This window comes from Actinokineospora baliensis (genome assembly GCF_016907695.1).
Classification (GTDB): Bacteria; Actinomycetota; Actinomycetes; order Mycobacteriales; family Pseudonocardiaceae; genus Actinokineospora; species Actinokineospora baliensis.
Genome location: NZ_JAFBCK010000001.1, coordinates 2,073,836 through 2,092,528, shown reverse-complemented (window position 1 = coordinate 2,092,528; position 18,693 = coordinate 2,073,836). Strand labels below are relative to the sequence as shown.

The 18,693-nt window shown below is 70.6% G+C and carries 22 protein-coding genes, 1 tRNA gene and 1 pseudogene; 18 read left to right on the top strand and 6 right to left on the bottom strand.

Going from position 1 to position 18,693, the window contains the following annotated elements:
* Positions 1-7 precede the first annotated feature (7 nt).
* The 7 genes from JOD54_RS09940 to JOD54_RS09910 all read left to right on the top strand — a co-directional run bounded on the left by JOD54_RS09940 (position 8) and on the right by JOD54_RS09910 (position 2,704).
* Positions 8-187, top strand: a complete 180-nt coding sequence (locus tag JOD54_RS09940) for a hypothetical protein (protein WP_204450247.1) — start codon at positions 8-10, stop codon at positions 185-187.
* A 68-nt stretch (positions 188-255) separates the two neighbouring features.
* A complete protein-coding gene (locus JOD54_RS09935; protein ID WP_204450246.1) occupies positions 256-603 on the top strand; it encodes a hypothetical protein in 348 nt (115 codons plus the stop codon).
* Positions 604-624: 21 nt separating this feature from the next.
* The gene (locus JOD54_RS09930; protein WP_204450245.1) at positions 625-990 is read left to right on the top strand and encodes a hypothetical protein; all 366 of its coding nucleotides are present in this window, start codon (positions 625-627) and stop codon (positions 988-990) included.
* A gap of 21 nt (positions 991-1,011) precedes the next feature.
* A complete protein-coding gene (locus JOD54_RS09925) occupies positions 1,012-1,347 on the top strand; it encodes a phage head completion protein (protein WP_204450244.1) in 336 nt (111 codons plus the stop codon).
* Positions 1,347-1,652, top strand: a complete 306-nt coding sequence (locus JOD54_RS09920; RefSeq protein ID WP_204450243.1) for a hypothetical protein — start codon at positions 1,347-1,349, stop codon at positions 1,650-1,652. The genes JOD54_RS09925 and JOD54_RS09920 overlap by 1 nt, the downstream gene beginning before the upstream one ends.
* Positions 1,649-2,068: a hypothetical protein gene (locus JOD54_RS09915; RefSeq protein ID WP_204450242.1), complete on the top strand. Its 420-nt coding sequence runs from the start codon at positions 1,649-1,651 to the stop codon at positions 2,066-2,068. The genes JOD54_RS09920 and JOD54_RS09915 overlap by 4 nt, the downstream gene beginning before the upstream one ends.
* Before the next feature lie 18 nt (positions 2,069-2,086).
* Positions 2,087-2,704 (top strand): phage tail tube protein, encoded by a 618-nt coding sequence (locus JOD54_RS09910; protein WP_204450241.1) that lies wholly within the window; start codon positions 2,087-2,089, stop codon positions 2,702-2,704.
* On the opposite strand, the gene JOD54_RS09905 is transcribed toward JOD54_RS09910, so the two are convergent.
* The gene (locus JOD54_RS09905; RefSeq protein ID WP_204450240.1) at positions 2,697-3,155 is read right to left on the bottom strand and encodes a hypothetical protein; all 459 of its coding nucleotides are present in this window, start codon (positions 3,153-3,155) and stop codon (positions 2,697-2,699) included. The genes JOD54_RS09910 and JOD54_RS09905 overlap by 8 nt on opposite strands.
* Before the next feature lie 89 nt (positions 3,156-3,244).
* On the opposite strand from JOD54_RS09905, the gene JOD54_RS09900 reads away from it, so the two are divergent.
* The 10 genes and pseudogenes from JOD54_RS09900 to JOD54_RS09855 form a co-directional block, all read left to right on the top strand.
* Entirely contained in the window at positions 3,245-3,529 is a 285-nt protein-coding gene (locus tag JOD54_RS09900; protein WP_239573330.1) for a hypothetical protein, read from the top strand.
* Between the two features lie 11 nt (positions 3,530-3,540).
* Positions 3,541-3,909 (top strand): hypothetical protein, encoded by a 369-nt coding sequence (locus tag JOD54_RS09895; protein WP_204450239.1) that lies wholly within the window; start codon positions 3,541-3,543, stop codon positions 3,907-3,909.
* 602 nt (positions 3,910-4,511) lie between these two features.
* A complete protein-coding gene (locus tag JOD54_RS09890; protein ID WP_204450238.1) occupies positions 4,512-7,430 on the top strand; it encodes a phage tail protein in 2,919 nt (972 codons plus the stop codon).
* A gap of 17 nt (positions 7,431-7,447) precedes the next feature.
* A complete protein-coding gene (locus JOD54_RS09885; RefSeq protein ID WP_204450237.1) occupies positions 7,448-8,269 on the top strand; it encodes a hypothetical protein in 822 nt (273 codons plus the stop codon).
* Between the two features lie 3 nt (positions 8,270-8,272).
* Positions 8,273-10,510, top strand: coding sequence for a hypothetical protein (locus tag JOD54_RS09880; protein ID WP_204450236.1), 2,238 nt, complete (start codon positions 8,273-8,275; stop codon positions 10,508-10,510).
* A gap of 28 nt (positions 10,511-10,538) precedes the next feature.
* On the top strand, positions 10,539-10,874 hold the full coding sequence (locus JOD54_RS09875) for a hypothetical protein (protein ID WP_204450235.1): 336 nt from the start codon (positions 10,539-10,541) through the stop codon (positions 10,872-10,874).
* Positions 10,871-11,839 (top strand): GH25 family lysozyme, encoded by a 969-nt coding sequence (locus JOD54_RS09870; RefSeq protein WP_204450234.1) that lies wholly within the window; start codon positions 10,871-10,873, stop codon positions 11,837-11,839. The genes JOD54_RS09875 and JOD54_RS09870 overlap by 4 nt, the downstream gene beginning before the upstream one ends.
* Before the next feature lie 7 nt (positions 11,840-11,846).
* Positions 11,847-12,278, top strand: coding sequence for a hypothetical protein (locus JOD54_RS34020; protein WP_239573329.1), 432 nt, complete (start codon positions 11,847-11,849; stop codon positions 12,276-12,278).
* Between the two features lie 96 nt (positions 12,279-12,374).
* The gene (locus tag JOD54_RS09860; protein ID WP_204450233.1) at positions 12,375-12,512 is read left to right on the top strand and encodes a hypothetical protein; all 138 of its coding nucleotides are present in this window, start codon (positions 12,375-12,377) and stop codon (positions 12,510-12,512) included.
* A gap of 135 nt (positions 12,513-12,647) precedes the next feature.
* Positions 12,648-13,652, top strand: a pseudogene (locus tag JOD54_RS09855) (recombinase family protein); the annotation flags it as partial.
* Positions 13,653-14,241: 589 nt separating this feature from the next.
* Here the strand turns inward: JOD54_RS09855 and JOD54_RS09850 are convergent.
* The 5 genes from JOD54_RS09850 to JOD54_RS09830 all read right to left on the bottom strand — a co-directional run bounded on the left by JOD54_RS09850 (position 14,242) and on the right by JOD54_RS09830 (position 18,051).
* Positions 14,242-14,317: transfer RNA gene (locus tag JOD54_RS09850), tRNA-Ala, on the bottom strand.
* Between the two features lie 56 nt (positions 14,318-14,373).
* Positions 14,374-15,069 (bottom strand): divisome protein SepX/GlpR, encoded by a 696-nt coding sequence (gene sepX, locus JOD54_RS09845; protein WP_204450232.1) that lies wholly within the window; start codon positions 15,067-15,069, stop codon positions 14,374-14,376.
* A 178-nt stretch (positions 15,070-15,247) separates the two neighbouring features.
* Entirely contained in the window at positions 15,248-15,901 is a 654-nt protein-coding gene (locus JOD54_RS09840; protein ID WP_204450231.1) for a GNAT family N-acetyltransferase, read from the bottom strand.
* Complete coding sequence (glp, locus tag JOD54_RS09835; protein ID WP_204450230.1) at positions 15,894-17,117, bottom strand: molybdotransferase-like divisome protein Glp; 1,224 nt, start codon at positions 17,115-17,117, stop codon at positions 15,894-15,896. The genes JOD54_RS09840 and glp overlap by 8 nt, the downstream gene beginning before the upstream one ends.
* A 43-nt stretch (positions 17,118-17,160) precedes the next feature.
* Positions 17,161-18,051: a UTP--glucose-1-phosphate uridylyltransferase gene (locus tag JOD54_RS09830; RefSeq protein ID WP_372440286.1), complete on the bottom strand. Its 891-nt coding sequence runs from the start codon at positions 18,049-18,051 to the stop codon at positions 17,161-17,163.
* Between the two features lie 24 nt (positions 18,052-18,075).
* Here JOD54_RS09830 and JOD54_RS09825 point away from each other — a divergent pair, with 24 nt between their 5' ends.
* Complete coding sequence (locus JOD54_RS09825; RefSeq protein WP_204450228.1) at positions 18,076-18,684, top strand: 5-formyltetrahydrofolate cyclo-ligase; 609 nt, start codon at positions 18,076-18,078, stop codon at positions 18,682-18,684.
* The last annotated feature ends 9 nt before the right edge of the window (positions 18,685-18,693 follow it).

Sequence of the window (18,693 nt, the reverse complement as noted above, 5' to 3'; positions counted from 1 at the left end):
GCGGCGCGTGAAGTTCACCAGCAGTGTGTACCCGGAGCTGGTCGTGCACGACCTCGGCGTCGTCTTCCACGACGGCGAGACCGAGGTGACCGACAAGGCCACCATCGAGGCTCTGCGCGGCCTGCCCGCCGACATGGGTGTCCGTGCCGCCGGTGGCCGCCCACCCAAGGACCCCGCTACCCCGTAGCCGGGGTGGGCCGTCACCCGAATGACCCGACTCGAACACACGTTCGAGAGTGTGGTTAGGGTGCGGGCATGTTCGATGACCGGCCTCCCGATGCGACAGTCCGATACCGACGCACGAACGCCGGGTGGCGGGTCGCGGTCCTGCCCTCCACCTGCAAGGTCGGCGTCCACTCGTTGCACAAGGTCGGTTACCTCGCCCGCGTCAGCGAGCCCGAAGGTGTCGTGCGCATCTCGTGCAACGCCTGCAACGAGAACGTCGACGTGGACCACTTCTGGGTGCTGACCATGCACGGCCCGCCACCGGAAGCCGCGGAACTGGACGACGAGCCCTACCGGGACGTCGTGCCGGTCATGGTCGACCCCCGCGGTCGCGGACGGCCACCGGGCACCGGGCCACGAGGGTCGGCCCAGGGCTGAGGTCCGGCATGGAGGTGTCGGTTGTCCACTCCCGTCCCGGTCCCGTTGGCCACCGTCGCCGACGTGCAGGCCCGCACCGATCAGGAACTCACCCCAGGCGAGCAGGCCCGCGCGGCGGTGTTCATCGCCGACGCCACCGCGCTGGCCCGCTCGCGGGTGATCCCGTTCCCCAGCCCACCCCCGGACACCGCGGTCGGGGTCATCTGCACCGCCGTGCTCCGCGCTCTCGGTACCCCCGCGGACGGGGTGAAGTCCGAGACGGTCGGCGGGCACACCCGGGTGGCCGCGCGCGAGGGCGGCGGTCTCTACCTCACCGACGACGAACTCGATCTACTCCGCCCGGCAGCGCCGGGCCGCGGTGACGCGTTCTCGATCTGGACCACCTGATCCACACGCCGGGGGCCGCCGATGCTGCTCCCGCACCGCCTGGTGGTCATCACCCCGATCCAGGTGACCGACGCCTACGGCAACCCCGCCCCCACCCTGGACTACGGCCCGGCCGCACCCCGCCGCACCGTGGCCGCGAACGTCCAACCGCTGTCCACCGCCGAGCCGGTCACCGTCCTGCAGGGGCGTTCCCCGTTGGAGACTCGGTGGCGGGTGTTCACTCGCGAGGCGATCGACCCGCGCGACCGGGTGCTATGGGGCGGGCGGGTATGCGAGGTCGACGGCCGCCCCGCCCACTGGGCACCGCGGTTCGGCCGGACCCACTACGAGCTGGTGCTGCGGCACGTGGAGGGCTGATGTCTGCGTTCTACGGCTTCGAGCTCGACCGGGACGGGGTCGCCGAGATCCTGCGCGGCCCCGAGCTGGCCGCCGCCGTGCACGAGCTGGCCGACCAGGTCGCCACCGCCGCCCGCGCCCAAGGCCACACCGTCACCAGCGGGGAACCGCTACCGGTCGAGGTGGTCGACGACCCCGCACCCGACCGGGCCGGGACCACGGTCGCGGTGCGCCACCCTGCCGGGGTCGGCATGGAGGCCCACCACGGAGTCCTGACCCGCGCTGCGGTCGCTGCCGGGCTCGACGTCGAGGGACTGGAGACGTGACCGCGCCCGACGTTCCGGTGCCGGTCGACGTGGTCGAGCTGGTGCTGCGCGTGCTGCGTCCCCTGCTCGCCGTGGCGGGGCCGGGCGGTCGCCCGATCCCGGTATCCACAACTGTGGGTGACGGTGTGGATGGCGGACCCGCGCGACTGCCGTGGGTGCTGGTCGCCGAGGACGGCCACACCTGGGCCTGGCCCGCCGTCCAACGCTCGATCATCCGCCTGACCTGCTGGCACACCTCCCCGCACGCCGCCAAGGCCACCCTCTCGGTCGCGCTCGGGCTGCTGTGCGTGCGCCCGGCCCCCGCGCCGCTGCTGCACACCGAACCCCTCACGGCGCCGATCACCGGCAGCGACCCCTACACCGGGGCGCCACTGGCCACCGCCACCCTCGCCGTCCACGCCCGCACCCCACCCTGACCAGGAGCCCCCACGCCTATGGCCATCAACAGCGCGCTCGTGCGCGTCCCCGGAACCGGGGAACTCTCCCTCGCCCCACCCGGCACCACCGAACCCCCCGACGCCACCACCCCACTGGTCGCAGCGTGGAAAGGGCTAGGACTGTCCACGCCGGATGGTGTGACGTTGGCGCGCAAGGTCGAGAAGGAGGGCACCGAGCACTGGCAGGCGTTGACGCCCGCGCGCTACATCTACAAGTCCCAGGAACTGACGGTGAAGTCGGTCTTCCAGGAGACCAAGGCCGCGGTCCTGTCCGCCTACTTCGGTGGGCTCACCTTCGCCGAAACCGTTGCCGGGTCCAAGAAGTACCGCGCCGCGATCAGCACCATCCCCAAGGGGGACGTCCGGGCGCTGTGCGTGGACTGGACCGATCAGATCAGCGACAGCGAGATCTACCACCACCGCCTCTACATCCCCCGCGCCGAAGTCTCCGAGACCGACGAATCCCAGTGGTCACGTGGCCAGGAAGCCCGCTGGGGCATGACCTTCGCCGCGCTGGCACCCACCGGCGGCTCGACCGTGCTGGCCGTCTGGCTCACCGACGACCCCGCTGTCATCGACACGTCGCCGACGAGTCTGGCCAAGACGTCTAGTTGAGCAGCGTGACCAAGTGGTCATGCAGTGGCGCCACGCTTGGGTAGTCCAACTCGACTTCGTGCACGGGACGGTTCGTTGCAGGCGGGTCAGGATTCTCGACCCAGGCTGCCCTGCATACGTAGACAATGTTCCCGATGGCTTTGAGCGGGGGCCACTCTTCCGGAGCGAACGGGGTGTCGCCCGAGTGTTCGTAGTAGCTCTCGTGGCCGAGGATCTGAGCCAAGGCCGCGGCAATCTGATGCACGTTGGCCTCGGGGAACGACCAGGCCAGATTGGTCCGGACCCCGGCATCGAGTTGGAAGTGCTCGCCTAGGTGCGGTTGCTGTGCGACACGGCGGCCATGAACTTCCAGCGGCGGTGGTCCGCACAGCCACGCCGACTCCGGACCCACCTCAACGCGCCACGGTCCCATGTCCGCAGTCGGGGGCAGGCGTTCAAATCCCGATCTCATGTCGCTCCTCCATCCACGACGCGCCACCTGTCTTGAGCGTCGATGCAACGTGCGCACCCGTAACACCACGACCGACCACTTTGGAGTGAATGACGATGAGTAGCCGACAACGCGCCGAGGCCACCGGCAAGCCCGCACCCACCGGCGCCGAGCTGGCGGTCATGTGGCGCGGAAAACGGTTCGTCTTGCCCCGTGCGGAGGACTTCCCGCTGGAAGCGCTGGAGGCCGAGGAAGACGGCCGCCACCTGGCCGCGCTGCGGATCATCCTCGGCGACGCCCAGTACCGCACCTGGCGCTCGCTCGCGGCCACGGCCGCCGACGCCGAGGACTTCTCCACGAAGGTCATGCGGGAGTTGGGCCGGGGAAACCGCTGACCGTCGCCCAGTTGCTGGGCGACGACATGACCGCGGACGCGCTCGAAGCCGAACTGCTCCGGTACGGGGTGGACCTGCTCGACCTCTACCGCGGCTCGCTCTCCTACAGGCGGCTGTGCGCCCTGGTCACCCACCTACCGGCGGACGCGGCGGTGTGGCGGGTCCACCAGCCCGACGGCGGCCACACCCGCACCGAACTCCTGGTCGCCGCGGTGGAGCGTCGGGTCGCCCTGCTCTGGGCCACCGTCGCCGCTGCGCTGGGACACCAGATCCCCGAGGAACACCTGACCGGACCGTTGGACTCGATTCCGGCAAACACGAGCGACCCGGCAAGAGAATTGCACTCGCTGCGAGAGATTGCCGGTTGGATGCGTTCCTAGCGGCTGCACCTGGCGATTCCCGATCCCGCGCGCACGTCTCCGACCTGCGGCGTGTACAGTCCGTTCTTGACATAAGTCAAGTTAGGTTTCTATCTGGTTTATGTCAAAGCGTCGGCCGACCCCCCTTTGGGCTGCAACCCGCGAGGGGGCCGACCGACACGGCATTCAGTACTGGCCTCTGCCAGGGGTTACATTCCTAGGTGGACCCCTGGCAGGGCGCCCGACTGAATCAACAGCAGGGTCACCGTCACCATCAGGTAGCGGCCGACGACCCGGCACTGGGCACAGCCCTTCTCCACTGCACACTCCTCTCATCTCTGCGGCGATCCACCGCGCCCGAGAGACTATCGCGGCAGCGCGAACCACAAAGCACCGCATCACCCATCACCAGGTGTGTTCGGTACTTATCGCAGAAAATGCACCCGATGCGAGGGTGTCATTCGCCATGGCATCCGTCACCCCTGTAGACCGTGTCTACGACGAGGTCTGACCTGCGCAGCACGTCGCCTGGGAGACGTTGAAAACGGCCCAGTCCATCACGGGCATTGTCGCCGTGCTGCGGCAGAAAATGTGCGGTCCTGACGCCAGGGGCGTGATGCCCTGTGGCGACGGTCGGTCACGCCTACCTCAAGGTCCTGCCCAGCCTGCAAGGGCTCGGGCGCCACCTGCGCGATCAGATCCGCACCGCCGAGTCCGGTGCCCCCGCGATCTCGCTGACCGCGCAGGTGCAGACCGCGCTGCTGCGCGAACAGCTACGGATCGCGGCGCGCGAGGGTGACCAGACCGCGGTGCGGCTGCTGGCCGAGCTGGACGCGCTCCCCGCGCAAACCCGGTTTCAGGCGCTGCTGCGTCAGCTGTCGGGCCAGTCGGTGTCGGTCCGGGTGGTGGTGGACCGGTCGCTGGGCACAGCGGTGCGGGGCTCGCTGGCGCTCTCGCGCGGAATGGGCGAGGTCACCGCCTCGACAACCCGCGCCATCGCGGTCACCGGCGCGGCGACCCTGCGCTACGCCGCCCTGACCGCCGCGGTGGGCGGTGCGGTCGGGACGCTGGGCGGGCTAGGTTCCGCGGCGGCCACCGCGTCGGGGGCGTTGCTGCTGATCCCTGCCGCCGGTCTCGCGGCCGTCGCGGTCGTGCAGACGCTGCGTCTGGGCACCGAGGGCCTGTCCGAGGCGCTGGCCGCGACCGACCCGGTCGCCTTCGCGGCTGCGGTGGCGGGGATGCCGCCGCCGATGCGGGCGACCGCGGAGGCCGTGCGCGCGCTGCGCCCGGAGTTCACCTCGCTCCAGCTCGGTGTCCAGGAGCGCTTGTTCGCCGGGCTCGCCGGTGAGGTCTCCACGCTCGGCGCCCGGTATCTGCCGATCCTGCGGACCGGCACGGTCGAGGTGGCCGACGCGCTCAACGCCGGTGCGCTCGGTGTCGGGGCGTTCCTGCGGGAGGCGCGCACCGGCGCGGACCTGTCGGTGATCTTCGGCAACTCCGCGACCGCGGCGGGCCGGTTGTCGGGTGCTGTGCAGCCGCTGCTGCAAGCCCTGCGCGACATCGCCGCGGTCGGATCGGGGTTCCTGCCGGAGTTCGCCGGCGGACTGACCGACGCCACGCAGCGTTTCGCCGCGTTCGTCGCCCAGGCGCGCGCGTCGGGGCAGCTTCAGGAGTGGATGCGCGAGGGCCTGGCCGCGCTGCGCGAGCTGGGCACCCTGCTGGGCAACATCGCGGGGATCGCCGCGGCGGTGTTCCGTGCCGCGAACACCTCCGGCGCGTCGTTTCTGACCACGGTCAACGCGGTCACCGGGTCGGTGTTGGCGTTCCTGCGCTCCGCCGAGGGCCAGACAGCGCTGACCCAGGTGTTCGGCGGCATCGCCGCCATCGCCCGCGGGCTCGACCCGATCCTGCGTGCCCTGGGCGACGCGCTGACCACTAGCATCGCCCCCGCCGTCGCCGCGCTGGGGCCGCAGCTCGGGCAGGCCCTGGCCACCACCGCCGGTGCGGTCGGCCCCCTGGCCGCCGCCGCGGCCCAGCTCGCGCCCTTGGCGGGCGCGGTGGCGTTGGCCTTCGCCGACCTGCTGCTCCCCGCCAGCGAGGCCCTGGCCCCGCTGTTCGCCGAGCTCACCGGGCCACTGTCCACAGTGGCCGGTTTGCTGGCCGGGGCGGTCGGGGACGCGATCCGCGCCACCACCCCCGCGGCCGTGGCGCTGGCTCGTGCGGCGGCTCCGCTGCTGGTCCAGTTCGCCGAGCTGGCGGCGGGCGGACTCCGTGTGCTGGCCCCGATTTTGGCTCAGCTCCTGACCCAGCTGGCTCCTGTCGCGGCCACCTTCGGCGGCGCCTTCCTCCAGGCGGCCCAGGCCGCTCTGCCGGTGGTCGCCCAGCTCGCGTCGCTGTTCGGCCAGACCCTGCTGGCTGGTCTGCGTGCCGTCCAGCCCGCCCTGCCGGTGCTGGTCGAGCTGGTCTCTCAGCTGGCTTCCGTTGTCTCCCAGGGGCTCGCCGCTGCCACGCCGACTTTAGTCCAGATTGGACAGTTGGTCGGTGAGCTGCTGGTCACGGCCGTGTCGGCCCTGGCTCCTCAGCTGCCGCAGCTCGCGGAGGGTTTCTTCGCGATCGTGAACGCCGCGCTGCCTCTGCTGCCGCCGCTGCTGTCGCTCGGGACGGCTCTGCTGCCCCCGATCATCGCTCTGGCGGTGCAGCTCAGTCCCGTGCTCCAGCAGGCGGCAGCGGTGTTCGCCCAGGTCACGGCCGCCGCCGTGCCCCTGGTCGAGCAGCTGGTCCGCTGGCTCGTGCCCGCGATCCAGGCCCTGCTCGGCGTGGTCGAGCGCGTGTTCGCGGCCGTGTCCTCGATCATCTCCGGCGCCCTGCGCTACGTCCAAGGCGTGATCGACTTCGCGCTCGGGCTGATCACCGGGAACTGGGGTCGCGCCTGGCAAGGGCTCCGGGACATGGTCGGCGGCGTCTGGGACATGGTGTCGGGCGCGGTGTCGAACGGGATCGGCGCCGTCGTCGGGCTGGTGCGGGATCTGCCGGGCCGCATCCTGTCGGTGCTCGGCGACCTCGGAAACCTGTTGGTGGAGGCCGGAAAGAACATCATCCGGGGCCTCATTCGCGGGATCGAGGCTGCCGTGCAGTGGCTCAAAGACAAGCTGTCGTGGGTGACCGACCTGCTGCCGGACTGGAAGGGACCACCCGCACGCGACCGTGTCCTGTTGCAACCGACCGGCCGCATGATCATGGGCGGGTTCCTGCGTGGGCTGGAGGACGGGACACCCCAGGTGCGCGAGTACCTGACCGACCTCACCGACACACTTCCCACCGACCCGTTCCCCTTGCCCGCCAACGCTGTTCGCCGTGGACCGCCATCGGCACCTGCTGCCGGTGGCGGGGGTGTCGGGTTGTTGGGGCAGGACGCGTGGGACCTGTCGGCGGCCGTGACCGCCGGGGTCCTGGCCGCGCTCGACGGTGCCCGTCTGCGTGTGGACGGGGCCGGGGTCGCTCGGCTGGTCAACGACGCCAACCTCCGCGACGCCCGACGCTGACCTGGTGGTGGTGCCTCATGGGCTTTCACCTCGGACGGCTCGGTGCGCTGCGCGCCTTGCCGTCCCCGTCGCTGGGAGGCGGCCCGGACGCCACCGCCACGCGCATAGGCGGGGTCCACCGGTCACTGGGTGGGCGGGTCACCGTGGACCGGGTCGCGGTCAAGCGGGCCTGGTCGCTGACCTGGCCCTACCTGGACCCCGACAGCCACGCCTACCTGGACGCCCTGTACCTGGGCCTGGTGGACGGGCCGCTGTGGCTACTGGACGGCGAACGCCGCAACCGGCTGTCCCCGCAGGTGGCCGCGACCGGCGCGGGCACCCGCACCACCGCGGGGTTCACCCCGACCGCCGGGACGCTGCTGTGGACACCGACCGTCCCGTCGGCGCCGCTGCGGCTGGCCGGGGGCCTGGACTGGACCCCGCCCACGGTCGGCGGCTCCCTGGCCGGGGACCGTGTGCCGTTGGTGGGCGGGGAGCCGGTGACCGCCTCAGCCTGGGTTCGTGCCGGTGTCACGACGCGGGTCCGGTTGGAGCTCTACGACACCGACGACAGCCCGATCGGGCACGTCGACTCCCCACCGTCCACCCCCGGCGCCGATCAGCGGCTGGTGGTGTCGCTGATCGCGACCTCGGCCGCCGCCGCGCGCATGGCGCTGCTGGTCGAGGCCAACCCGTCGAGCGCCCACGTGCTCACCACCGCCTGGCAACTCGAACCCGCCCCGGCCCCCACCGCGTGGGTGCCCGGGGGAGGCGCGGCCGAAGTGGTGCTCGACGGCCTCTCCGCGGCCTACCCGGTGCCCGGGTCGTGGGCGACAACCCTCACCCTCCTGGAGGTCTAGACGATGCAAGCCCCCGACGACCAGGACCTCGCGGACGCGGTCACCGCACCAGACCGGGTCCCGCTCGCGCGGCTCCAGGTCGACTGGAACCGCGACGGCGGCTACACCCACCCGCTCTCGGAGCTGTCCACCGTGGTCAAGACCATCACGGTGGAGCGCTCCATCACCGGAGACCTTCCACCCGAAACCACGCTGGTGGAGGGCTACACCACCGCCAAGCTCACGTGCGAGCTCGGCGGCACCCGCCCCGGCGACCCCCGCGACATCGCCCGGATGCTCTCGCCGTTCCGGGCCGATCGCAGCGTCGACACCGACGACACGATGGACGCCCCCACGCGCCTGGACCTGGGCCTGCTCACCATCGGCGGGCCGCGCTGGGTGCGGCAGTTCACCGGCGCCACCCGCGCCGCCCGCCTGTCCGCCTCCCGCCGCACGGCCACCATCGAGAGCCTGGACCCGGCGGAACGGCTCCGGGCGTCGGTGACGTTGCCGCTGTGGGCGATGGGGGAAGCGGAGTGGCGCAACCCGCGCCGCTACCCCTACCGCAACCTCACGAACACGTCGTGGGTGATCGACCACGTGCTGCGGCGCAACGGGATCTACTCGTCCCCGCCACCGCGCGAGGGCGCGATCTGGGGGATGACCTGCCACGGCAGCCTGGCCCCCGACATCGGCTGGAACGCCGGGGTGTTCAACCCCACCAAGACCAGCGCCGCGGTACCGGAGTTCGTCGAGGGCCGCTACGGGCTCGCGGCCAACGGCAGCCCCGACGTGTTCGCCACCGCCTTCGCCGCCCCCACACAGCGGCCCTACCTGACCGCGTACCGCCAGCTCATCGAGTTCGAGATCCGCGCAGGAGCCACCAACCAGTTCCACAGCCAGTCCAACGGGACGGTCCTGGCGATCTCCGACGGCTACATCAAGCTCGAAGGCAACACCATCGAAGTCGCCGTCACCACCGCCGGGCAACTCGTGGCGCGCCTGTGGGCCAACCGCAACTCCACCGTGCCGACCCTCGTCGGGACCGTCACCGGGCCGTCCATCACCGGCCCGGCACGGTGGCACTCGGCGGGCCTGTCGATCGTGTGGTTCAGCGACGGGACCGTCTACCACCGCTGGCACCTCGACGGCGTCCAGACCGCGGACACCGCCACCGTCATCGGGCGCCCGGTCGACTACCCGATCCTGGCCGCAGGACAGGTCAACGCGAGCACGCCCCTGCCGGTGCAGTGCCTGCGCCTGTCCCAAAGCAACTTCCAGCCACTACCGGACGGATGGGGACTCCCGCACACCCCGGGCGCGCAGATCGACACCGGCCTCAACTGGTTTCCCGGGCTGCCCGACGTGGTCAACGGCGACTCCTGGCAGCTCATCACCACGGCCGCGCGCGCCGAGTACGGCACGGTGGCCTTCGACGAACACGGGCGCTTCACCTTCCGCAGCCGCGCCCGCCCGCGCACCGCCCCGGTCAAGAACATCACCGCCGACCTCGACCTCACCGACCTGGAACCGGTGATCACCCTCGACTCGGTCCGCAACGAGATCACCTACCGCACCACCGCCCGCTTCGAGCGCGACACCGACGAGGTCGTCTTCCAGGCCGACACACTCGACCAGTTCGACTCACCACCCGGCACCACCAGCTACGACCTCCAGCTGGCGCACCGCAGCGTCGTCTACCCGACCATGCGCTCCTACACCGCCGACACCTGGCCCGCCCCCTTCAGCGGGTTCGTTGCCGTCAACGCCACCACCGGCGCCCGGGTGTCCAACGTCGAGGTCACGCTGTTCATCAACACCGACCAACTCACCCTCGGCTTGCTCGTCAAAAACCCCAACACGTTCACCATCCGCATGGCCGCGGGCACCCGACCCGCCCTCCAGATCACCGGCAGCGTCATCACCGAGGACACCACCTACACCGGCATCACCCGCAACAGCGCCTCCGCCGCCCGCTACGGCCGCCGCGTCCTCGACCTGCCCGACAACGACTTCCGGCAACGCCCCGAGTCCACCCACGACGTCGCCACCTCCCTGCTCGACGACCTGGCCACACCCGTCGCGATCCTCCCCGACGTGCCCGTGGTCGGAGACCCCCGCGTCCAACTCACCGACGTCGTCACCATCCACGACCCCGACGGGCTCGGCGGACCGATCAGCGCCGCCGTCATCGGCTCCCGCCGCACCCACAACACCACCGACGGCCTGGCCGACTCCCTCACCCTGCGCGTCCTGCGCTGACCCACCGCCCACGGGGGTGACGCCCCCCGTGGACCCTGCCTGGCTCGGCGGCATCGCCGCCCTCCTCGGACCGCTCACCGGAGCGGTCACCGGAGCCTGGACCGCCCGCCGCACCCTGCGCACCGCCCGCGCCGCGGGCGAACAGCAATCGCTGACCGCACTGCACGCGGGCTACCAGTCCCTTCTGGACGAACGCGCCACCTACACCCGCGAAGTCCTCGCCGAACTCGCCGCGGTCAAAACCGAGCTCCACGCGCTGCGCGTGGAGCACCTGCGCGTGCTCACCGAGATCGCGGGACTGCGCGCCCACCTCACCCCACCCACCCCGGTACCGGCACGCCCGGACCAGGAAGGCAGCACATGACCGATTACGGCATCGACGTCTCCCGCTACAACACCGTCAACGACTGGCGCGCGGTACGCGGCAACAACATCACCTACGCCTCCGTCAAGCTCACCGAGTCCACCGACTGGGTCGACGCCTCCGGACCCTCCCATGTGGCCGGTGCCCGCTCCGCCGGGATCGCCGTCGGCGGCTACCACTTCGCCCGCGCAACCAACGTCCAGGACCAGGTCGACCACTTCACCGCCCACCTACGCCGCCACGGCCTGCTCGCCGCCGGGTCGCTCGCGCCGATGCTCGACATGGAAGCCGCCGAACTCCGCAGCAACGCCAACGCCTTCGTCGCCGACTTCATCACCCGGCTACGCGCAACAGCAGGCATCCGCCGCGTCCTCGTCTACGCCAATCTCGACTGGTACCGCAACGTCCTGCGCGCCGACTGGGCCGACGGCGACACCATGCTCTGGATCGCCCGCTACAACGGCGACCCCGGAAACCCCGGCTGGAACCATCACCGACTCGCCCTGCACCAACACACCAGCACCGGCCGCGTCCCCGGCATCCCCGGTCCTGTCGACCGCGACGCCACCATCGGCCCCTGGACCCTCGGCGCCCTCACCCTCGACGGAGCCATCCCGCCGCCCGCGCCCACCCCCGCACCGTCCCCGCCCGCCGGACGCACCCACCCCGTAGCACCGGGGGAGACCCTGTCGGAGATCGCCGCCCGCTACGGCACCACCGTCGCCGCGCTCGCCGCACTCAACGGCATCTCCAACCCCAACCACATCCTCGCGGGCAGCACCCTCCGCCTACCCGACACCAGCAGCCCCGCCCCCGCCCCAGCACGACGGCACCGGATCGCGCCAGGGGAAACCCTGTCTGAGATCGCGGCCCGCTTCCGCGTCAGCCAGAGCGCCCTCGCCCGCGCCAACGGCATCGCCAACCCCGACAAGATCCGCGCCGGGGACTGGCTCACCATCCCGTGAACCAACCGTGACCGTCGACCCACCACCGGACATCACCGGGTCCTGGCTGCTGCTGGCCATCGTCGGCGGCTGGCTCTGCATCAAGACCGCGGTCGCGGTCGTCCGGCTCTACGAACGCCTCGACCACCTACCGCCCCACTCACCACACCGGAAGGAACTGATCACCCACATGGCCACCCGCTACCCCCTGCGCGTCGGCGCGTCCATCGTCGGCGGCCTCACCGCCGCCGTCTCCGGCCTCGTCGGCTCCGGCCTGTTCACCGCCGAACAGGGCAACGCCACCACCGGCATCATCACCGCCGTCCTCACCCTGCTCGCCGCGTTCGGCATCACCGTCACCGGCGAACGCAAGGTCACCCCGCTGGCCGACCCGCGCGACCAGGACGGCACCCCGCTGGTCCCGGCCGACACCGGCGGGTCCCCGACCACCCTCTACTGACCACCCGTCCATCCGCGTCGCGGGGGAGCCTGTCTCCCTCGCGACGCGGGGTCGGGCCGTCTGCGGCACTCGCCTCCTGGGGGAGCGATCACCGCCGTGTCCGAGCAGAACCCGATCACCGTCGAGCGCATCGACACCACACCGATGACCGACCGCGAGCACGCCGACGCCGTGTCCGCTCTGGCCGTGCTCATCACCGCGTGGACCACGAATAGGAATACCGACACACCCTAGTTTCAGTCCGAATCACCGGTAGTCATTCTTGATAAGCTCCAAGAATGGCAATAGGACATCAGCCGCCGCCCGTGGAATGTTTCAAACATTCCCGGGCGGCGGCATTTCGGGAAGACAGCTGGGGGCCGCCACGCAATGGCTGTTAGGACGCGAAACAAGAAGGTAAGACGGGAAGTCCTCGGTGAACTCGGCGCGGACGTGCGGGTGGCGCTGTATGTGCGGCGCTCCACCGACGAGGAGAACCAGCAGTACACCTCCCAGGTCCAGGAAGACCGGATGCGCGCCTACGTCGCCTCCCAGCCCGGGTGGCGCGTCGTCATGGTCTACAGCGACAACGCCTCCGGCAAGGACACCGACCGCGACGACCTGACCAAGGCGATGAAGGCCAGCCGCGCGGGCCTGTTCGACGTGCTGTTGGTGTTCAAGGTCGACCGGCTCTCCCGCAACCTGCGCGACCTGGTCACCCTGCTCGATGACCTCGACGAGAACGGCGTGGTTTTCCGCTCCGCCACCGAGCCCTTTGACACCTCCACCCCCATGGGCCGGATGCTCGTCCAGATGCTCGGCATGTTTGCCCAGTTCGAGCGCGAACTCATTGTCGAACGCGTCATCGCCGGAATGGAGAAAGCCGCCGAAGCCGGAAAATGGAAGGGCGGACGGCTCCCGTTCGGCTACGGGCTCAACCGCAAGCTCATGCAGCTCGTACCCGACAAGTCCAAAGCAGTGGTGGTCCAGCTCATCTTCGACCTCTACACCCGAGACCGACTCGGCTCGAACGCCATCGCGAAACTGCTCAACCTCCGCGGACTGCGCACCAGCACCGGCAAGGAATGGTCCCCGCAACAGGTGCTACGGGTCCTGGCCAACCGCGTCTACATCGGCGAACTCACCTTCCGCGACATCACCGTGGAGTACTGCCACGCCCCGCTGGTCACCGACCACGTCTTCGAGCAGGCACAGCGCCTGCTCGACGAGCGCGGCGAGAACCACTCCAAGCGCGCCGCGAACGCCAGTGATTACCTCGCCACCGGCAAGATGCGCTGCCCGATGTGCGGGAAGGCGTACATCGGCACCCGTGCCACCGGCCGCACCAAGACCTACCGCTACTACACCTGCTGGACCCGGTCCCGCTACGGCACCGACGCCTGCCACTCCCCACGCCTGGATGCCGACCAGATCGACGCGACCCTCCTCGACTCCATGGCCACCTTCTTCCGCACCCAGCACGACCTCATGGCCGACGCCGTGGCCGACGCCCAGCGCGACCACGCCAGCAACTTCGACACCCGCCAAGACGAACTCGACACCGTCAACGCCGAGCTGGCCAAGACCAACGCCAAGATCGACCGCTACCTCGACGCCTTCGAGGACGGCACCCTCGAACCCGAAGACGTCAAGGAACGACTCACCAAGCTCCGCGCCACCAAGCAGCAGCTACAGGACCGCCGAGACGTGCTCGCCTACGAACTCGCCGAGCAACCCACCATGCCCGACACCGCCACCCTCACCGAGGTCAGCCAGCACGTCCACGAGGTCATCCACGACGGCACCACACTCCAGCGAAAGGCCCTCGTGGAAGCCCTCGTGGCCCAGGTCAGCTTCCCCGCACCCGACCGCATGGTCCCCACCTTCCGGGTACCACAACCACCCGAGCAACCGCCCCAGACAGCCGCAGAGGCTGACCCTGGTAACCAGGAATCAGCCTCTGCGGTTCGCGTATCAACACGTTTGGTGGAGCTGAGGGGAATCGAACCCCTGACCTTCTCGATGCGAACGAGACGCGCTACCAACTGCGCTACAGCCCCTTGGTCGTGCTCGCAGAGCGTATCAGGCCGCGAGCACGGGTCCGCGCACCGGGGGGCTACTCACCGACTGCTCGGCGGTAGGTCAGGTGCGTGGGTTCGCCGAGTTCGTCGAACCAGGGGTCTTCGTCGTCTAGTTCCACTACTACGGCGCCGGGGTGGGGGGTTCGGGTGGGGATGGTGGTGACCCTGTCCATGTCTTCTTCCGCGGGGCGGGCGTGGGAGCGGCGGGGGGTCGCGGTGGCGGCGCGGGCGGCGCGGCGTTCGCGGATCTCCTGCTCGATCCGGACCTGCCTGCGCAGGTACGTCAGGTAGCCGACCAGGGTGAGGTCGACGAGGCCGTGGAGCCACCACAGGAGGGGGTCGACCAGGCCCGCGGCGACCCCGGTCGCGATGGCGGCGAGGAGCACCAGCAGGACGACCCGCTGCCGGAAGGCGTACTTGGCGCGGGCGGACCTGGCGGCGGCTTCGGCGTCGTAGCCGCCGCGGCCGGGGCGGTAGCGGCGGGGCTCGTCGAGTTCGGGCTCGTCGTCGGCGACGAGGTCGTCTTCGTCGACCGCGTCGTCGGCGTCCGCCTCGTCGGCCATCGCGAGCTCCTCCCTGGTGTCAGCGCTGTGCGAGCCGCTGCGCACGACGCGCGCCGCGAGGGCGGTGTCGGTGGTCCTGGCGATCTCCTGGCGCTTGCGCACGACCATGGGGACCAGGACGACGAGCCACGCCACCACCAGTCCGACCACGATCAACGAGCTCGGCATGTCCCGTCACCTCCCCCTCGCGCTGCTCCGGCGTTCGCCACGTTAGTCACAACAGTCACACCCGTGGCGGAGGCGCGCCGACCCCACGGAGGCACACCCACCCGATCGGGTAGTTCGCTTGTGGACCGTTCCCCGTAACGGCCTTGATCAAACTTTGCGCGCGGAAACGTGAAACGCCTTACAGCGGGCTGGCTTTCCCGGCCGCGATCAGCAGCGACACCAGACCGGCCGGAGTGTCCTCTGTGGTCACAGCGAGGCAGAGGTGGTCGCGCCAGGCACCGGCGACGTCCAGGTAGCGGCGGAAGAGGCCCTCGTGCCGGAAACCCAGTTTCTCCAGCACCCGCAGGCTGGCCGCGTTCTCCGGGCGCACCGTCGCCTCGACCCGGTGCAGCCCGGCCGCGGTGAAGCAGTGGTCGACGACCATCGCCGCGGCGGCGGTGGCGACGCCTCCCCCGACGGTGTCCGCGGCGACCCAGTAACCGACCCAGGCCGAGCACAGGGATCCGCGGATGACGTTGCCCACAGTCACCTGTCCCGCGAACTGCCCGTCAACGGTGATGACGAACGGCAAGGACATGCCGCGCCTGCCCAACGCGCGCAACGTGGACCATTGGCCGAACCACGCGCTGGTGGCGTTGCGCTCGACCCACGTGCCCGGGACGGTTGGCTCCCACTGCTCCAAGTAGGCCTGGTCGCGCAGCCTGATCCGGCTCCACGCACGCGCGTCTGTGAGCCGCGGTGCGCGTAGTTCCACCACGCCCGCCTCTACGCGAAGCGGCCCAAGGCGGGCAGGCCAGCCCGGGTGGCGACCGCCTGCGTACGGACTAGCCACGCTGGGCGAGGAACAGGACCTGGACCCCTTCGCCGACCGACACCTCAGTGGTGTCCTCGTCGACGAGGATCAGGCAATTGGCCTCAGCGAGGGAGGCGAGCAGATGCGAGCCGGACAAGCCCAACGGCTGCACCAGGTACTCACCGTTGTTCTCGTCGCGCAGCAGTTGTCCGCGTAGGAAGCCGCGGCGCGCCTTGGTGGACGTGATCGGCGATAGGAGCCTGGCTTGCACTACGCGTCGATGGGGATTGCGCTTGCCCTGCGCGGCGCGGATAAGAGGGCGCACCATGACCTCGAAGACCACTAGGGCGCTCATGGGGTTGCCGGGCAGTAGGAATGTCGGTACAGCGTCAGGCCCGAGCCTGCCGAAGCCCTGCACCGAACCGGGGTGCATCGCGACCCGGGTCAGGTCGAGCTCGCCGAGGTCGCTCAGCGCCGACTTGACCTCGGTGGAGAGGTCCCCGCCCGCGCCACCCGCGATCACGACGATCTCGGACAGCAGCAGCCTGCTCTCCACGGTCTCCAGCAGCCGCCGGGTGTCCGTGGACACGATGCCGACCCGGATGACCTCCGCGCCCGCGTCCCGCCCCGCGGCGGCCAGTGCGTAGGAGTTGACGTCGTAGACCTGCCCCTGGCCGGGGGTGCGGTCGATGTCGACGAGCTCGTCGCCGAGCGAGATGACCGACACCCTCGGCCTCGGGTAGACCAAGACCTTGGAGCGGCCCACGGCCGCGAGCAGGCCCACCTGCGCCGAACCGATCACCGAACCGCGCCGCACCGCGACGTCGCCGGTCTGCACGTCCTCACCGGTGCGCCGGACGTAACCGGCCGACGGCACGGGCTGGTTGATGGTGACCCTGGCGTGGTGCCCGTCGGTGTAGCTGGTGGGGACCACGGCGTCGGCCAGGGTGGGCAGGGGTGCGCCGGTCGTCACGCGCACCGCCTGCCCCGGTTGCAGCCGCCGCGGTTGCCGCGAGCCGGACGCGATCTCCCCGACGACCGGGAGGACCACCGGCTCGGTGCCCGCCCCCTGGGTGTCGACGCTGCGCACCGCGTACCCGTCCACGGCGGCCTGGTCGAACCCGGGCAGGGCGCGCTCGGCCACGACCTCCTCGGCGCAGAGCAGCCCTTGCGCCTCGGAGATGGCGACCCGCACGGGTGCGGGCCGGACCGCGGCCGCCAGCGCCCTGGCGAGTTGCTCGTCGACTGACCTCATCCGGTTACCTTGGTTCCGTCCGCTGTTGCCGTCTACTCGGGGCTCACTCGGAGCCGACGCGATCGCGCAGCCAGGCGCGCAGGCTCGGCCCATACTCCGGGTGCTCGAGGGCGAAGTCCACGGCGGCGCGCAGGAAGCCGCCCGGATTCCCGAGGTCGTGCCGCCCGCCGCGGTGCACCACGACGTGCACCGGGTGCCCCTCGGCGATCAGCAGGGCGATGGCGTCGGTGAGCTGCAGCTCGCCACCCGCGCCCGGGGTGATCCGCTTGAGCGCGTCGAAGATCGCCCGATCGAGCAAGTAGCGGCCCGCGGCGGCGAAGGTCGAGGGGGCCTGGTCGGCGGGGGGCTTCTCGACCATCCCGTTGACCTTCTTGACGTCACCGTCGTCGGTGTCCTCGACGTCGAAGACCCCGTAGGCGGAGATCTCCTCGCGCGGGATGTCGAAGGCGCAGAGAACCGTCCCGCCCTTCTCTTCACGAACCTTGGCCATCCGGGCCAGGACGCCGGTGGGCAGCACCAGGTCGTCCGGCAGCAGTACTGCGACGGCCTCGTCCTCTGGGCGGAGGTTGGGCTCCGCGCAGCCGACGGCATGCCCAAGGCCGAGGGCCTCCTCCTGGATGGCCGTCTCGACCGCGAGCAGGTTCGGCGCCCTGCGGACCTTCTCCAGCAGCGCGCTCTTACCTCGATCCTCGAGGGTCTTCTCCAGCTCGGGCCGCGGCTGGAAGTACTGGGCGACAGCGTCCTTGCCCGGGGAGGTGACGATGATCAGCCTCTTGGCGCCCGCTTCGGCGGCTTCCTTGGCGACGTACTCGATGCCGGGGGTGTCCACCACCGGCAGTAGCTCCTTGGGGACGGCCTTGGTCGTGGGCAGGAACCTGGTACCCAACCCCGCCGCGGGCACGATGGCGGCGGTGAATGCGGTCGACGCGCTCATGGACATGGAGCCTAACCTCGACATGTGGCCGGGCCCGGTAATGATCTCGACGCGACGCGCGCGTGGACCAAGGACCAATGGCGCCGCGCGCTCCTCGCGGAGCGGCGGCGGGTACCGGCGAGCGTGCGGTTCGCCGAGGCGATGCAGCTCACGACGCTCCTGACCAGCGGCCGGGTGGTGGGCAGGGGTCAGACGCTGTGCGCGTACGTGCCGATCGGCTCGGAGCCCGGCTCGGTGCAGATGCTCGAGGAGGTCGCGGACCACGGGGTGCGGATCCTACTACCGATCGTGTCCGGGGCGGGGCCGCTCGACTGGGGCTGGTACGACGGGCGCGAGTACCTGCGTCCTGGGCCGTTCGGGCTGCTCCAGCCTATAGGCGAGCGGTTAGGTGTCTCCGCTCTGCGGATCGCGGACGTGGTGTTGGTCCCCGCGCTGGCGGTCGACCGCAATGGCACCCGGTTGGGGCGCGGCGCGGGGTACTACGACCGGTCGCTGTCATTGGCCGCGCCGGGGACGCCATTGGTGGCGGTGGTGCGCGACCCGGAGTTGTTCGACCAACTGCCGTCAGAACGCCACGACGTGACCGTCACCGGAGTGTTGACGCCCGGCCGGGGGTTGCTCCGGTTGCGTTGACCCGCGGTG

What these genes read in the sequence shown, in the direction of transcription:
- JOD54_RS09870 (WP_204450234.1), top strand. Translation starts at nt 10,871, where the DNA reads ATGACCGATTACGGCATCGACGTCTCCCGCTACAACACCGTCAACGAC.
- JOD54_RS09910 (WP_204450241.1), top strand. Translation starts at nt 2,087, where the DNA reads ATGGCCATCAACAGCGCGCTCGTGCGCGTCCCCGGAACCGGGGAACTC.
- JOD54_RS09885 (WP_204450237.1), top strand. Translation starts at nt 7,448, where the DNA reads ATGGGCTTTCACCTCGGACGGCTCGGTGCGCTGCGCGCCTTGCCGTCC.
- JOD54_RS09880 (WP_204450236.1), top strand. Translation starts at nt 8,273, where the DNA reads ATGCAAGCCCCCGACGACCAGGACCTCGCGGACGCGGTCACCGCACCA.
- JOD54_RS09900 (WP_239573330.1), top strand. Translation starts at nt 3,245, where the DNA reads ATGACGATGAGTAGCCGACAACGCGCCGAGGCCACCGGCAAGCCCGCA.
- JOD54_RS09905 (WP_204450240.1), bottom strand. Translation starts at nt 3,155, where the DNA reads ATGAGATCGGGATTTGAACGCCTGCCCCCGACTGCGGACATGGGACCG.
- JOD54_RS09925 (WP_204450244.1), top strand. Translation starts at nt 1,012, where the DNA reads ATGCTGCTCCCGCACCGCCTGGTGGTCATCACCCCGATCCAGGTGACC.
- sepX (WP_204450232.1), bottom strand. Translation starts at nt 15,069, where the DNA reads ATGCCGAGCTCGTTGATCGTGGTCGGACTGGTGGTGGCGTGGCTCGTC.
- JOD54_RS09935 (WP_204450246.1), top strand. Translation starts at nt 256, where the DNA reads ATGTTCGATGACCGGCCTCCCGATGCGACAGTCCGATACCGACGCACG.
- JOD54_RS09830 (WP_372440286.1), bottom strand. Translation starts at nt 18,051, where the DNA reads ATGAGCGCGTCGACCGCATTCACCGCCGCCATCGTGCCCGCGGCGGGG.
- glp (WP_204450230.1), bottom strand. Translation starts at nt 17,117, where the DNA reads ATGAGGTCAGTCGACGAGCAACTCGCCAGGGCGCTGGCGGCCGCGGTC.
- JOD54_RS09920 (WP_204450243.1), top strand. Translation starts at nt 1,347, where the DNA reads ATGTCTGCGTTCTACGGCTTCGAGCTCGACCGGGACGGGGTCGCCGAG.